The sequence below is a fragment of the Anaerolineales bacterium genome (genome assembly GCA_025808555.1).
Lineage (GTDB): Bacteria > Chloroflexota > Anaerolineae > Anaerolineales > UBA11579 > JAMCZK01.
In genome coordinates this window covers 1,135,352-1,149,451 of record CP075526.1, presented here as the reverse complement: position 1 = coordinate 1,149,451, position 14,100 = coordinate 1,135,352, and the positions used below count along the sequence as shown (strand labels likewise).

Here is a 14,100-nt window from a genome sequence, read left to right as displayed (position 1 = left end):
GCATTCGATTTACTGGTCACTGCCACCCGCGCCAGCATCATCAATGTGCGCCAGACCCGTCTGGTCACTCTGGAAGACGAACTGGAAATCAAGGCGGCCCGCACCCTGGAGTTGCTTAGGCATCGCCAGAATCTTCGTGATGCTTTGCAGCTCTCGCTGGTCCTGCTGCGTTTCCTCATGGCCGGCCTGGTGCTCGATTTCCTCATCCCTACTTCACAAGGCAGCGCCTCGCTCATCAACCTGGGTTCCCTGGTGGCGATCGGTTTTGCCATTTGGCTGGCCGAATTCTTTGTGGAGCGCCGCGTCCTGCAAGACCCAGAGCGCTGGTCGCTGCGCCTCAGCGGCGTGGCCCGCGTGGTCAACACGCTGATGCATCCCATCATCTTCGTGCTCTCCCGCCTGAGCCCCGGCAACCAGAACGTTGCCGATCTCGAAACCATCACCGAGGATGAGCTCAAGTCTTTCGTCACCGCCAGCGAGCAGCAAGGCGTGCTGGAAGAGGACGAGCACGAGATGATCATGTCGATTGTGGAGTTTGGCCACACACTGGCGCGCGAGATCATGGTGCCGCGCATAGACATCTTCGCCCTTGAGGCCAGCACCCCTCTCAAAGACGCCGTGGATGCGCTCATCGAATCAGGCTACTCGCGCATCCCGGTCTACAATGAAACGATTGACGACATCGCAGGAGTGCTCTACCTGAAAGACATCCTAAAAGTCTGGCGCAGCGGCGAGGAGAACAACAAGCCCCTGCGTGACCTGGCGCGCGGCGCTTACTTCGTGCCTGAGTCCAAAAAACTCGATGAACTGCTCTCCGAAATGCAGGGCAGCCGCATCCACATGGGGATCGTGGTGGATGAATATGGCGGCGTGGCTGGCCTGGTAACTCTCGAAGACCTGATGGAAGAGATCGTCGGCGAGATCCAGGATGAATATGATGACCTGGGTGAGGAGCAGAACTACCAAGAAGTCTCCGAAGATGAATACTTGTTTCATGGGCGTATTCCACTGGCAGACTTTAACGAAATCATGCAAAGTGATCTCAGTACAGAGAACGCCGACACCCTGGGCGGCTTTCTGTTCAGCACCCTGGGCCGCCTGCCACGCGTGGGTGAACAGGTGAAGCAGGATGGTTTGCTCTTCACCGTAGAATTCATTACCGGCCGCCGCATCCGCCGGGTCCGCGCCTTGCGTACTCCGTCGGCTCTGTTGGAAGCTGAGAAAGAAGATAATGTCAAAGACTGAGCTGGTAAAAGCCGCACAAGAAGCACAAAAAGCCGCCTACGCGCCATACTCCAACTACTTCGTCGGCGCCGCGCTGCGCACCAAAGCCGGCAAAGTCTACTTGGGTGCTAACATCGAGAACGCCGCGTACCCTGACTCGATCTGTGCCGAGCGTGTGGCCATGTTCACTGCCATCATGCAGGGTGAGCGCGAGTTTGACTCGATCGCTGTGGTCACGCGAGACGGCGGCTCACCCTGCGGCTCCTGCCGCCAAGTCTTGGCTGAATTTGCCCTCCACGCTACTGTGCTGCTTGCCAATCAGGCTGGCGAGATATTGCAAGAATCCACCGTCGATAAATTATTGCCCGGCGCCTTTCTGCCCAGCAATCTCAATATCAAACCGTAAGCACTATATGCGCACCCTGGTCATTAGCGATATTCACGCAAATCTCACCGCGCTTGAAGCCGTTCTGGCAGATGCGGGGACCGTGGATGCCGTTTGGTGCCTGGGAGACGTCGTAGGCTACGGCCCTGACCCCAACGAGTGCATTGCCCGTTTAGCGGCTTTGCCCAACCTGGTCTGCCTGCAGGGCAACCATGACGCGGCCGCCATTGGCCAATTGCCGCTGGAGAGTTTTAACGCCGAGGCGCGCACTTCAGTGGAGTGGCTGCGCGACATGCTTACGCCGGAGTCGCTGGCCTTCCTGCAGAACCTGCAGCCGATGCGTGTGGAAGAAGGGGTCACCCTGGCCCATGCCAGCCCGCGCCAACCCGTACTGGAATATCTGCTAGATAGTTATTCGGCCTTGGAGAATTTCAGCTACTTTGAGACCCCGTTCTGTTTTGTTGGCCATACTCATGTACCCGTGCTGTTCATCAAACACGGCGCGGGGATCAACCTACAGATTCCGCCTGCCGGCACTACGCTAGAGTTGCATGACCGCTGCATCGCCAACCCAGGCTCCGTAGGCCAACCACGCGATCGTGACCCGCGTGCCGCCTATGCCATCTTCGATCCCCAATATGCCTCCTGGCACTACACTCGCGTGGAGTATGACATCCCCCTGGTGCAGACCCGTATGCTGGCTGCCAGGCTGCCGGAGCGTCACGCCAGCCGTCTCTCTGGCGGTTGGTGACGGAACTTTTTTCTACGTTGCTGCGTTACTAGGGGAGGAACACTCAAAGGAGAGACAACATGAAACATAAAACGCCCTCATATATTGTTGTTGCATCTATTCTCGCCGCCATGCTGCTGGGCGCCTGTGCCCCAGCGGCCGCTGCCATTGCAGATTACGAACGCAGCGCGCAAATGGAAATGCCTTCCAGCCCCAATATGACCTTTGCAGGCGAAATGGTCGCCGCGGATAGCATGGAAGAAAGCTATGGTGGGGGAGTAGCTGGTGCGCCGCCAGCCGCCAACGCTGAGCGCCTGGTCATCCAAAACGCCAGTCTCTCCATCGTGGTGGATCAGCCTGAAGAGGCCATGCAAAGTATTACGGCCTTGGCAGAACGCTTCGGCGGCTTCGTGGTCGATTCATACCTTTATCAACGCACCCTTGCAAATGGCACCCAGGCCCCCTCGGCCAGCATCACCATCCGTGTGCCGGCTGAGCGTCTCACCGAAGCTCTGGAGTTGATCGAGCAGGACGCTCGCACTGTGGAGAACCGCAGTCTCTCCGGGCAGGATGTGACCGCCGAATACACTGACCTCCAGTCCCGCTTACGTAACCTGCAGGATGCTGAGGCCTTGCTGCGCCAGATCATGCAAGACGCCGAGGACACCGAAGATGTGCTTGCTGCTTTCAACCAGCTCAATTACATAACTGAGCAGATCGAAGTCCTCAAGGGCCAGATCAAGTACTACGAAGAATCCGCCGCCATGTCCTCCATCAGCGTGGACCTGATCGCCAGCCAGGCTGTTCAGCCTATCACCATTGGCGGCTGGGAGCCGGTAGGCGTGGCCAAAGACGCCATTCAGGCCCTACTCAGCGCTCTGCAAAGCATCGTCAATGCCGTGATCTGGCTGGTGCTGTATGCTCTCCCCATTCTGCTGGTGCTCGGCGCACCCCTGTACTTCCTAGTGCGCTGGCTCCGCCAGCGCCGCGGTGTGCGCAGCAAACCTGCCGCCAAGCGCAAGAAGCGCTAACTTCAAGAGAATAAAAAAGGCCGGGAATTCCCGGCCTTTTTATTTGTTTGCCACACCCGCCCGCGCCAGCACGCGCTGTGCGGCTTTCACCAGCGGCATATCGATCATCTTGCCATCCAGTGCGAACGCGCCGCGGCCCTCCGCTGCGTGCCGGGTATACCCATCCACTACGCGTTGCGCCCAGGCGGTCTCCTCTGCGCTCGGAGTGAAGGCGGCCAAAACCGGCGCGATCTGGTCAGGATGCACGACCTGCATACCGCTGTAGCCCAACCGCGCCCCTTGGGCCGCCAGCTGCATCAAGCCCGCACTGTCTTTGAAGTTCACATGCAACATGTCGATAGCCTGCAGACCAAAGGCGGCCGCATGCGTCACTACTGCGCTGCGCGCATAGAAGATCTCATCAGCCTCCTGCGTACGGATGGCGCCCAGATCACTGGCAAAATCTTCTGAGCCAAAGATCAGCGCCACCAGATGCTTATCCGCGCTGGCGATGTCTTTTAAATTCACCAGGCCCATGGCGCTCTCGATCTGCGCCAATAAGCTCAATGTATTCGCCGCCAGCCCGCGTTCGCGCTCCGCTTGCTGCAGACGTACACCAACAGCCTGAACATCCGCCGCGCTGGCCGCTTTCGGCAGCACGATGCCTTGCAGGTTTGGATGGCTGGCGATCTGCAGATCCTCAGCCTGCAGGCCGCTATCGGCAGCGTTCACGCGTACCAATCGCTCGCTGCGGCCAAAATCAAGTTCGGTCAGTGCTTTGGCAATCAACGTGCGCGCTTCCGCCTTGCTACTGGGCGCTACGCCATCTTCCAGGTCCAGGCACACACAATCCGCGCCCAGGCCTGCAGCCTTCTCCATCTTGCGCCAATCGCTGCCGGGGACATACAACAAGGTTCGTCTTGTGCGCATTAGGCCTCTCGTTTCAAAAACATCACAGCCCGCTCGATCTCGACCACGGGCTCGCCTGTTTGCTTGTAAGCCACATGGCGCAAACGCACCACACCGCGGTCAGGTTTGCTTCCGGAGGGGCGCTTTTCCAGCACTTCAGTTTCCACCCAGATCGTGTCGCCAGCAAATACAGGGTTGGGGTGGTTGACCCTCTCGTAGCCAAGGTTAGCCACGATCGTGCCTTCGGTCAGATCAGGCACCGTAATGCCCACAACGACCCCAAAGGTGAAGATGCCATTGACGATCCGCTGGCCGAACTGGCTGCGTTTGGCAAACTCCTCATCCATGTGCAGAGGCTGAGTGTTCATTGTCAGCCCGCTGAACAACACATTATCCGCCTCAGTGATCGTGCGGGTGCGGCCATGGCGCATTCGCTGGCCCACTTCCAATTCTTCGTAGTACTTACCCGCCATCGTTTGGCTCCAGTTCCACCAACAGCTGGTCTTTTTCCACGCTCTGGCCTTCAGTTACGGCGATCTGCGCCACTTTTGCGTCCTGGCTTGCCATGATGCGCACTTCCATCTTCATCGCCTCCAGCACCACAAGCACTGCGCCTGCGGTCACCGGTTGGCCGGGCTGCACCAGCACCTTGCGCACTTGGCCCGGCATTGGCGCCCGCAGGCTGCGTTCTGCGCCCGCTGCCTGGCCGCTCGAACGGCCGCCCGTGGTGCGCCGCAGCCTGTAACTGCGGCCGGCCACATGCAGCCAGGTATCCCGGCCATCTTTGGCCCAGGCGATCTGCACCTGTTGGCCGCCCAAGGTTAGTACTACCGGCTGGCCGAGCTCAAGCCTGGCTTCATACACCTGCCCATCGATCACGGCTCGTAGCGCCTCGCCTCTGGTCTGTACTTCAACCACATGCGTATCACCGCCATGTGCAAAATAAAACTTCACAGTGCACCACCCATGCGGAAGCCGCTGCCGCTGGCCCACGGCGAATACGGGTCTGGGTCATCTGTGGCAACGGCTGCACCAGGCTGCAACTCCAGCGCGGCTGCAGCCAACAAGGCCATCGCCGGCAAGCCGCCATCCGGCTGCCACCCGGCAAATGTGCGTTCGATCGTCTGGGTGTCAAAGTCACCCGCCGCCACAGTCGGCTCTGCCAACACGGCTTGTAAAAAATCGATGTTATTGACCACACCCAGCAGCACAGTATCCGCCAGCGCCATCCGCATGGCGGCCAGCGCCTGGGCGCGGTCGGCCGCATGCACGCTGAGCTTGGCCAGCATAGGGTCATAGTGCACGCTCACCGCCTGGCCCTCAGTAATGCCCGCATCCACTCGTGCCCCTTGTGGAAACTGAAGCTTCAGTACCTTGCCGGCTTGCGGCAGAAAGTTGGCCGCCGGATCCTCCGCATAGATGCGGCACTCGATTGCGTGGCCGCGCTGCGCAAGCTCACTCTGTGAAAACGGCAGCGGTTCACCCGCGGCTACGCGCAGCTGCCACTCCACAATATCCACGCCAGTCGTGAGCTCAGTCACAGGGTGCTCCACTTGCAAGCGGGTGTTCATTTCCAGAAAATAGAATTCACGCGTGGCCGGGTCAACCAAAAACTCCACCGTGCCGGCGTTGGTGTAATCCACTACGGCCGCTGCAGCCACTGCGGCCTCGCACATCGCCGCACGCAAGCTCGCATCCAACAAGGGTGACGGTGTTTCCTCCACCACTTTTTGCCGCCGGCGTTGCAGCGAGCACTCACGTTCGAACAAGTGCAGCAGCTTGCCATGCTGGTCGCCCACCACTTGCACTTCCACATGGCGCGCCGTCGCCAGGTACTTCTCCAGCACTAGCCGCTCATCGCCAAAGGCGCTGGCGGCCTCACGCCGCGCCGCGGCCATCGCATCTTCCAGTTCTACCGCTGCCTGCACCACCCGCTGGCCCACGCCGCCGCCGCCCGCTGCCGCTTTCACTAGCAGCGGGTAGCCCAGAGCCTTGGCGGCTTTGCGCAGCTGAGCGTCGCTGTCCTCGCCCTGGTAGCCCGGCAGCACAGGCACTCCAGCCTTCAACATCAGCTCGCGGGCCGTAGCTTTGTCGCCCATGGCGCGCATCGCCGCTGGCGGCGGGCCGATCCAGACCAAGCCCGCCTTCATCACCGCTTCAGCAAATTCGGCATTCTCAGCCAGAAAGCCATAGCCCGGGTGCACCGCTTCGGCGCCAGTCTGCTTGGCCGCCCGCAGCACAGCTTCGAAATCGAGATAGGACTGCCGCGCCGCCGCCGGGCCGATCAGCACAGCTTCATCCGCAACCTGGCTATGCAATGCGCCAGCGTCCGCCTCAGAGTACACCGCCACCGCCCGCAGACCCAGCTTGTGGCACGCATTTATCACCCGCACGGCGATCTCGCCGCGGTTGGCAACCAACACAGTGGTGAAGGGAAGTTTGTTTGCCATTGGGTATCAGTATCCAGACCGCTCGCTCAAAAATTCCAGGCGCGAACGCGGCAGATCCTCAAGCACAAAGGGGATCTCGCCTAGACGCGGGTTGGCATACAAGCCAAACATCAACAAATGGTCGGCGAGCACCAGCCATTCTCCAGGCACCTCGCCCTCAAAGTCGTTTGAGCTTAACAGTAAGCCCTGCAGCTGCCCCAGCTGGCCGATCTCGGCTGGCAGCACGCCGCTCAAGCGATTGTGGCGTAAGTTCAGGATCTCCAGACTGCGTAGCTTTCCAAAACTGGCGGGTAATGGCCCACTCAGCTGATTACCTTCCAGGTCAAGGATGCGCAGGTTCCCAAGGTTCCCATACGCCTCAGGCAACTCGCCCTCAAAACGATTATGGTGCAGGATGACCGTATCCAGATGCTGCAACTCAGACAGCTCTGGCGGCAATGGCCCGCTGAGCTGGTTGTAATACAGCACCAGCGTACGCAATTGGCTCAACTGCGCCAGTGCAGTGGGCAACTCCCCGCGCAGGCTGTTCCAGTTCATCGTCAGGCTCACCACGCGCCCGCCTTCGCAGCTCACTCCGTACCATTCGCACACCGGAGCATCGCTCAGCCAGCCACGCTGGTCGACCCATTCAGGGCCATGAGTCCCCTCGTAGAACGCTACCAGCGCAGCCCGTTCGCGCTGCAATACGGCATCGCTGGGGCCGCAAGCCGCCAGCGTCACTCCCAGCACTAACAATGCCTGGAGCGGAGGGAGCAGGACTTTCGCTTTCATCTTTCGAGCCATAGGATTATGCTTAATGGTAATTCATTGCATGAGGTGCATGATGGACATAGATTTCCTGCTGCGCGAATTCACAGAGAACCCCAAGCGCATCAAGGCACTCGTTACCGGGGTAAACAAGACCGAGGCGCGCTATAAGCCCGGCCCTAAAACCTGGTCGATCCTTGAAGTTGTCAATCACTTGTACGATGAAGAGCGCTTTGATTTCCGCGTGCGCCTCGACATTATCCTCAATCGCCCCGCCGAAGATTGGCCGCCCATTGCCCCCGCGGCCTGGGTGACCCAGCACAAATACAACACGCGCGACCTGCAAACCTCGCTGGCCGCCTACCTCAGCGAGCGCCGCCGTTCGCTGCGCTGGCTGCGCTCACTCGGCCAGGTTGACTGGAACACGCGCTATGCGCGCGCCGGTCGCAGCATCCGCGCCGGCGACATGTTCGCCGCCTGGGTGGCGCACGATGGCCTCCACATCCGCCAGCTCAATGAGCTGCATCGTCTGCTGCTCGAGCGCGCCGTCAAACCCTACCAGCCAGGCTACGCGGGCGAGTGGTAGCAAGCTAGCTACACGAAGCCTGTCCACAGCACACTAAGATTCGTTGCTGCCACTACATTGAAGTTGATCCAGGGCTTCTTGGACAATGGAGCTATCCAATTCATTGTCCGCTAAACGCAGCCAGAGATCGCAAAGCATCGGCTGCATTAGCGGCGTCACCTCTAGGCTTACCCAAGTAAGGTGTAGGGCATCATCACCGCGCCCCACCCGCGCGTACGCCTCAATAAAAGGCAGGCGCTCAGCTGGGTGATTAGGGTGATCGTCCAATTCGAATGCAATGTCGCCAAGTTCTACAACATGCTGCCAATCCTGTTGTTGCCGCGCCAGATCTGCTTTCTGGAAGTAATAGCACCAGCTATTGCTCGGACCCTGATCCCAATAGGGCAACTTGGCCTCTGTCTCACTCTCGCTGATCAACTCGGTATTGCTAAAGCGAGCCAGATCCGCCACTTCGGGCGAAAGCATCGGATAGTTTGCATCAATAACCGGGTCAATGACACGCAAGCATCCAGGGGGTTCATAGATCACCACCAAGATATTCTCGGCGCGGCCTTCATAGCGCACAAAGTCATAGCTCCTGCTAAGCACCCCGCTTGCTTCCAACCTGTTGAATGCAGATGAGCGCAGCCCTGCATAGAACCAGCTGTAGTGAAGTGTTTCCCCAGGTTGTGGCGCAGCATACATCCAGTTCAGCGGCGCGGTGAGCGAATTATCGGTGCTATGCCTCAGCACGCGCAGCTCTGGGCTGATGATGGCCGTATTGTCCGCCAAAGAGGGGGCGCGCCAGGCCAATTGCCTGAAGAGTTCCCCCTGCCGCTCCCATTCTAGGCGGTATTCATTTGAAATAAGGAAGTGCATTCCAACGCTCAATGCTATCAACCCGGCCAGCAAATACGTTTTGGCGCGAACGCGTAACCCACCAAGCACTCCGGCGAACAGCAAGCTAGCCCCAAACATCATGGGGATGGTGCCGCGGTCTTGCGGAAAGCTCAGACTGATGCGCAGATCGGCCACCCAGAACGAGAGACTGGCTATGCACACAGTCGCTAGCCCCAGCCAGATCGGCGACCGATCAGTCTCAGCCCCCGCTGCGCGGCCAGCTTGTAAACCAACTGCGGCCACCACGAACGCGGCGCCTAACACACCCAGATATGGGATATTGAACACAGTACCCGATTGCAGCCTAGACCACACTGTGGTCACGCGCCCCCAGGCCATCAAGCCGCCGGCCAGCACATCGTTGAGGGCGATCGATACCCACTGCAGTGCATACTCCAAGGGGGCATCTGCAACCTTATCGATAAATACAACCCCGTAGAGGGCTTCCGCTTGCTGGCTAGCCCAGTAGCGCCAGGCAAAAATCCCTGCCAGCATCAGCGCATACGGCGCCCACGCTTTGAGCACGTTCTGCAAATTGGGTCGCCCGGCCTGCCTTAGCGTCAGCCAAATAAGCGCGGCTCGTACAAGTTCAAGACCATAGAAATACTCTGTGCACAGCATGCTAAACAGACCCAAGGCTATCGATCCCGCGACATACAACTTGCTGCGATTACTGGTTTTTAGGCTCTTGACCATTAATATCAATGAGCCAATAAACAGCGTGTAATAAAGAAAATACACACTGTATGTCACTGCAATACTTTGCTGGCTAAAACCTGGGTAGACGACAAACAGCAAACCGGCAATAAATACCAGACTGGTTTGCTTGGGCCAAAGCAAGCGCAGCAAAGTGTAGAAGGCCAGCCCACTGACCCAACGCCACGCCAGCGCGTACACATGCCAGGCCACCAGGCTCTTGCCCAGTATCAGTAATGAAAAGTAATACACCCAGCCGGACGCTGGCCGGTAGTGCACAAAATCCTGATACACCTCCGGGCCAAAGCGATAGCTGTTCCAGCTCAGAGGCCAATCATCCCAATACAAGCCTAGCCATGGGATCAATAATCCATAAGCAAGAATGGACAACACAAAGCTGGTGATGCCGAACTTGTGTTTTTGAAAACCTGCCAGCAATGCATTCATGCGCAGATCAAACTACATCCTAAATACGCCGAAGCCTTCGCCCGTGCGCGGCGCCTTGAGCACTACCGAGAGCGCCAGCCCCAGCACGGTGCGCGTCTCGGCCGGGTCCAGAATGCCGTCGTCCCACAACCGCGCCGTCGAGTAGTACGGATGGCCCTCGTGCTCATACTTGTCCAGGATCGGCTGCTTGAGCGCGGTCGCCTCGGCCTCCGTCAGCGCCGGCTTGCCTTCGCGCGCCAACTGGTCCTGCTTGATCGTCAGCATCACGTTGGCGGCCTGTTCGCCGCCCATCACGCTGATGCGCGCATTCGGCCACATCCATAAAAAGCGCGCGTCGTAGGCGCGCCCGGCCATGCCATAGTTGCCCGCCCCGAACGACCCGCCAATGATGACGGTCAGCTTGGGCACCGTCGCGGTGGCCACGGCGTGCACCATCTTGGCGCCATCCTTGGCAATCCCGCCCGCTTCATATTCTCGGCCAACCATGAAGCCCGTGATGTTCTGTAAAAAGAGTAGAGGAATGCCGCGCTGCTCGCACAGTTCAATAAAATGAGCGCCCTTCAACGCGCTCTCGCTAAACAGCACGCCGTTATTGCCCAGAATGCCCACCGGATACCCATGGATCCGCGCAAAGCCGCACACCAAAGTTTCGCCATACCGCGCCTTGAATTCGCGGAAACGGCTTCCATCCACAATGCGCGCGATCACTTCGCGCACGTCGTAGCTTTCGCGGAACGTGGTCGGCAACACCCCATACAGTTCCTCTGCTGCATACAGCGGTTCCTCTGGTGCGCTGACCGGCGTTTGCAGCGTGCTGCGGTCAGGAAGGGTCTCAACGATCTCGCACAGAATATCAATGGCGTGCGGGTCATCCTCGGCAAAATGATCTGCCACGCCGGAGAGGCGTGTGTGCACATCCGCCCCGCCCAGATCCTCGGCGCTCACATCTTCGCCTGTCGCCGCTTTGACTAGCGGCGGGCCGCCCAGAAAGATCGTGCCGGTCCCCTTAACAATGATGGCTTCGTCGCTCATCGCCGGCACATATGCGCCGCCTGCCGTGCACGAGCCCATCACTGCTGCGATCTGCGGGATAGCCTTGGCGCTCATTTGCGCCTGGTTGTAGAAGATGCGCCCGAAGTGCTGCTCGCCTGGGAACACCTGGTCCTGCATCGGCAGGAACGCCCCGCCCGAATCCACCAGATACAAACACGGCAAATGGTTTTGCATGGCAATCTGTTGAGCGCGTAGATGCTTGGTGACCGTGAGCGGGTAGTACGAGCCACCCTTGACGGTGGCGTCGTTGGCTACGATCATCACTTCGCGGCCAGCCACGCGGCCGATGCCGGCCACAATGCCCGCCCCCGGCGCGTCGCCATCATAAATACCCTCCGCCGCCAGGGCCGAGAGCTCCAGGAACGGGGAGCCTGCATCCAGCAAGCGCTCGATCCGCTCACGCACGAACAACTTGCCGCGCTGCTCGTGCCGTGCCCGCGCCTCGGCTCCGCCGCCGGCATGCACCGCCGCCAGCTTGGCGCGCAGCTCCGCCGCCAGGGCGCGGTGGTGTTCGGCGTTCTGTTTGAATTCTGAGGAATTGGGGTCTATACGGCTGGCAATAGGGTCCATGCCTGAATTATAGACTTTGGCGATTACTTAAAGTAAGCGATGGTGACGCCTTCTCCGCCTTCATGCGGGTTGGCGAAGACATAGCGCTCTACATAGCTGCGCTTGCGCAGCATGTCACGCACCATCTCGCGCAGCGTGCCAGTCCCCTTGCCATGGATGATGCGCGCTGAACGTAAGCCTGAGGCATACGCCGCATCCAGGTAGGCGTCCAGTTTGTTGTATGCATCCTCAAAGCGCATGCCGCGCAGCGAGACCTCGGATGCCACGGTATCCGGCAATTGCACCGTGCCTTGCCAGTCGGGCAGGGGGCTCTCACTTGGCTCGTCCAGCAGCTCCAGGTCGGTATAGCGCGCCCGCGCCCGCAGCGCGCCCACTTGCAGCTCAGCTTCTTCCTCACTCAGGCCGATCACCACGCCGCGCGCCCCCAGGCTGCGCACCCGCACCGCATCCCCCAGGCGCAGCGCTCGCCCCGGCGCCGATTCCGGCACTGCCTGGCGCTGCACCGGCTCCTCCACCGTATCTTCCAGCGCCTCAATGGCTTGCTTCACCGCCTGCACCTTCTCCAGCGGTTGGCGCTCCCGCGCCAGGTCAGCCCGCAGCCTGCCAGCTTGAGTCTTCAGCGCATCCAGCTCCTTCTTGGCCTGTTGCCGCGCCGCTTCCAGTACCTCGAAGCGCTCATCTTCGATCAGCTCCAGCCGCTCAGCCAACTCTGCCCGCAAGCCCTCGGCGGTGCGTTCGGCATCTGCCGCCCGCTCGTGCGCCTGGCGGGCGCGTTCGCGCTCGCGGTGGATGTCGTCAAGTAGATCCTCTGCCTTTAGGTCAGCCGGGTCGATCCCGCTGCGCGCCTGCTCCAGCACTTCGTCGCTCAGCCCAAGCCGCTTGGCAATCGCCAGCGCGTTGGAGCGCCCTGGCAGGCCGACCGTTAGATGATAGGTTGGCGCCAGGGTCTTCAGATCGAATTCAACACTGGCGTTCACCACGCCCTTCGTTCCCTGCGCATACACTTTCAACTCAGGGTAGTGCGTGGCCACCAGAGTGGTGATGCCGCGCCGCACCAGGTGATCCAGCAGCGCCCGCGCCAAAGCCGCGCCTTCCTGCGGGTCTGTGCCGGCGCCAAGTTCATCGAATATGACCAGCGAACGCTGGTCGACCTGCTTCAATATGCTGACAATGTTGGTGACATGGCCGGAAAACGTGGAGAGTGACTGCTCGATCGATTGCTCATCGCCAATATCTGCGTACACGGACTCAAAAAATGAAATCTGGCTGCCAGCTGCGGCCGGAACATGCATCCCGCTCTGGCCCATTAACGCCAACAGGCCCACCGTCTTAAGCGTGACGGTTTTGCCGCCCGTGTTGGGCCCAGTGATCACCAGGCAGTAGTTTTCAGGGAACAACTCAATATCAGAGGAAACCACGGTATCGGGGTCCAGCAGCGGGTGGCGCGCGTCGAACAAGCGCAGCGTCACGCCAGGATGTGGACTATCCGTGTGGGGGCGCAGCGGCAGCAGCTCAGGCGCATGGGCGCGCAGCTGCTCGGCGTACTTGGCGCGCGCAAACACCAGGTCCAGCTCAGCCAGTCCCTCCAGCGCCGCGGTGATCGCCTCGCTGTGCGTCTGCACCAGCACGGTCAGCGCCAGCAGGATGCGCCGTTCTTCTTCTCGCTCGGCCAGTTGCAGCTCGCGCCAGGTGTTGTTCAGTTCCACCACGCCCAGCGGCTCAATGAACAGCGTCGCCCCGCTGGCAGATTGGTCGTGCACCACGCCTTTGACGCGGCTGCGCTCCTCCGCACGGATCGGCAGCACATAGCGCCCATCCCGCTGCGTGAAGATCGGCTCTTGCAGCGCCTTGGTGTACGGCTCGCTGCTCAGCATCTTCTGCATCCGGCTTAACAGCCGCTCATGCGCAACACCCAGTTCGCTGCGGATCTCGCCCAGCTCGTCCGAGGCGCTATCCAATATCTGGCCGCGCTCGGAGATGGTTTTGGTGATCGCATCTACCACACCCGCGGGTTGCGGCATCTGCGCCGCCAGTTCCGCCAGCAAGGGGTAACTGGCCTGTGCATCCTGCAGTTGCCGCGCCAGGGTGCGCGCCGCCACCAGGGTGCCTTTTACATCCAGCAGCTCTGGTGCAGTCAGTGCCATGCCGCGCCGGGCATTGCCCAGGGCCGGGCGTAGATCGCGCGCACCGCCCACGCCCAGCTTGGGCTGGTCGTCCAGCAGGGCGCGCGCCTCGCCCGTCTCGGCCAGCCGGCGCCGGGCCGCGTCAATATCCGCCGCCGGGCGCAGAGCCAGGGCGCGCTCATGCGATACGCTGAACACGCTATGGCGCGCCAGGCGCTCCAAAACTTTGGGAAACTCCAGCGTTTGCAGAGCTTTTTCGTCCATCCTGCGCAGTGTATCACGCAGCATGTG

General features: G+C 60.2%; 13 protein-coding genes. 5 read left to right on the top strand and 8 right to left on the bottom strand.

Annotated elements, in window-relative coordinates; genetic code table 11:
* Positions 1–45: 45 nt before the first annotated feature.
* From KIT08_06025 to KIT08_06010, 4 genes are read left to right on the top strand one after another with little or no spacing between them, the layout of a single operon-like run.
* The gene (locus KIT08_06025) at positions 46–1,245 is read left to right on the top strand and encodes an HlyC/CorC family transporter (GenBank protein ID UYN88658.1); all 1,200 of its coding nucleotides are present in this window, start codon (positions 46–48) and stop codon (positions 1,243–1,245) included.
* On the top strand, positions 1,232–1,630 hold the full coding sequence (gene cdd / locus KIT08_06020; protein ID UYN88657.1) for a cytidine deaminase: 399 nt from the start codon (positions 1,232–1,234) through the stop codon (positions 1,628–1,630). The genes KIT08_06025 and cdd overlap by 14 nt, the downstream gene beginning before the upstream one ends.
* 7 nt (positions 1,631–1,637) lie before the next feature.
* Positions 1,638–2,360 (top strand): metallophosphoesterase family protein, encoded by a 723-nt coding sequence (locus tag KIT08_06015; GenBank protein UYN88656.1) that lies wholly within the window; start codon positions 1,638–1,640, stop codon positions 2,358–2,360.
* Between the two features lie 59 nt (positions 2,361–2,419).
* Positions 2,420–3,370: a DUF4349 domain-containing protein gene (locus tag KIT08_06010; GenBank protein UYN88655.1), complete on the top strand. Its 951-nt coding sequence runs from the start codon at positions 2,420–2,422 to the stop codon at positions 3,368–3,370.
* A gap of 39 nt (positions 3,371–3,409) precedes the next feature.
* Here KIT08_06010 and KIT08_06005 read toward each other — a convergent pair whose 3' ends face one another.
* From KIT08_06005 to KIT08_05985, 5 genes are read right to left on the bottom strand one after another with little or no spacing between them, the layout of a single operon-like run.
* Entirely contained in the window at positions 3,410–4,279 is an 870-nt protein-coding gene (locus tag KIT08_06005) for a CoA ester lyase (GenBank protein UYN88654.1), read from the bottom strand.
* A complete protein-coding gene (locus KIT08_06000) occupies positions 4,279–4,731 on the bottom strand; it encodes a MaoC family dehydratase (protein ID UYN88653.1) in 453 nt (150 codons plus the stop codon). The genes KIT08_06005 and KIT08_06000 overlap by 1 nt, the downstream gene beginning before the upstream one ends.
* Entirely contained in the window at positions 4,721–5,212 is a 492-nt protein-coding gene (locus KIT08_05995) for a biotin/lipoyl-binding protein (GenBank protein ID UYN88652.1), read from the bottom strand. Before KIT08_05995 ends, KIT08_06000 begins: the two co-directional genes overlap by 11 nt.
* Positions 5,209–6,708: an ATP-grasp domain-containing protein gene (locus KIT08_05990; protein ID UYN88651.1), complete on the bottom strand. Its 1,500-nt coding sequence runs from the start codon at positions 6,706–6,708 to the stop codon at positions 5,209–5,211. The genes KIT08_05995 and KIT08_05990 overlap by 4 nt, the downstream gene beginning before the upstream one ends.
* Before the next feature lie 6 nt (positions 6,709–6,714).
* A complete protein-coding gene (locus tag KIT08_05985; protein UYN88650.1) occupies positions 6,715–7,479 on the bottom strand; it encodes a hypothetical protein in 765 nt (254 codons plus the stop codon).
* A 49-nt stretch (positions 7,480–7,528) separates the two neighbouring features.
* Here KIT08_05985 and KIT08_05980 point away from each other — a divergent pair, with 49 nt between their 5' ends.
* Positions 7,529–8,041, top strand: coding sequence for a DinB family protein (locus KIT08_05980; protein UYN88649.1), 513 nt, complete (start codon positions 7,529–7,531; stop codon positions 8,039–8,041).
* Positions 8,042–8,074: 33 nt separating this feature from the next.
* Here KIT08_05980 and KIT08_05975 read toward each other — a convergent pair whose 3' ends face one another.
* The 3 genes from KIT08_05975 to KIT08_05965 all read right to left on the bottom strand — a co-directional run bounded on the left by KIT08_05975 (position 8,075) and on the right by KIT08_05965 (position 14,073).
* The gene (locus KIT08_05975; GenBank protein ID UYN88648.1) at positions 8,075–9,829 is read right to left on the bottom strand and encodes a hypothetical protein; all 1,755 of its coding nucleotides are present in this window, start codon (positions 9,827–9,829) and stop codon (positions 8,075–8,077) included.
* Positions 9,830–10,075: 246 nt separating this feature from the next.
* Positions 10,076–11,686 carry a hypothetical protein gene (locus KIT08_05970; protein UYN88647.1) on the bottom strand — a complete coding sequence of 537 codons (1,611 nt, stop codon included), beginning with the start codon at positions 11,684–11,686 and terminating at the stop codon, positions 10,076–10,078.
* Between the two features lie 23 nt (positions 11,687–11,709).
* Complete coding sequence (locus KIT08_05965; protein UYN88646.1) at positions 11,710–14,073, bottom strand: endonuclease MutS2; 2,364 nt, start codon at positions 14,071–14,073, stop codon at positions 11,710–11,712.
* Positions 14,074–14,100 lie beyond the last annotated feature (27 nt).

Coding starts and splice junctions, on each gene's coding strand:
- KIT08_06010 (UYN88655.1), top strand. CDS start 2,420: ATGAAACATAAAACGCCCTCATATATTGTTGTTGCATCTATTCTCGCC.
- KIT08_05985 (UYN88650.1), bottom strand. CDS start 7,479: ATGAAAGCGAAAGTCCTGCTCCCTCCGCTCCAGGCATTGTTAGTGCTG.
- KIT08_06000 (UYN88653.1), bottom strand. CDS start 4,731: ATGGCGGGTAAGTACTACGAAGAATTGGAAGTGGGCCAGCGAATGCGC.
- KIT08_05980 (UYN88649.1), top strand. CDS start 7,529: ATGATGGACATAGATTTCCTGCTGCGCGAATTCACAGAGAACCCCAAG.
- KIT08_05970 (UYN88647.1), bottom strand. CDS start 11,686: ATGGACCCTATTGCCAGCCGTATAGACCCCAATTCCTCAGAATTCAAA.
- KIT08_05990 (UYN88651.1), bottom strand. CDS start 6,708: ATGGCAAACAAACTTCCCTTCACCACTGTGTTGGTTGCCAACCGCGGC.
- KIT08_06015 (UYN88656.1), top strand. CDS start 1,638: ATGCGCACCCTGGTCATTAGCGATATTCACGCAAATCTCACCGCGCTT.
- cdd (UYN88657.1), top strand. CDS start 1,232: ATGTCAAAGACTGAGCTGGTAAAAGCCGCACAAGAAGCACAAAAAGCC.
- KIT08_06005 (UYN88654.1), bottom strand. CDS start 4,279: ATGCGCACAAGACGAACCTTGTTGTATGTCCCCGGCAGCGATTGGCGC.
- KIT08_05965 (UYN88646.1), bottom strand. CDS start 14,073: ATGGACGAAAAAGCTCTGCAAACGCTGGAGTTTCCCAAAGTTTTGGAG.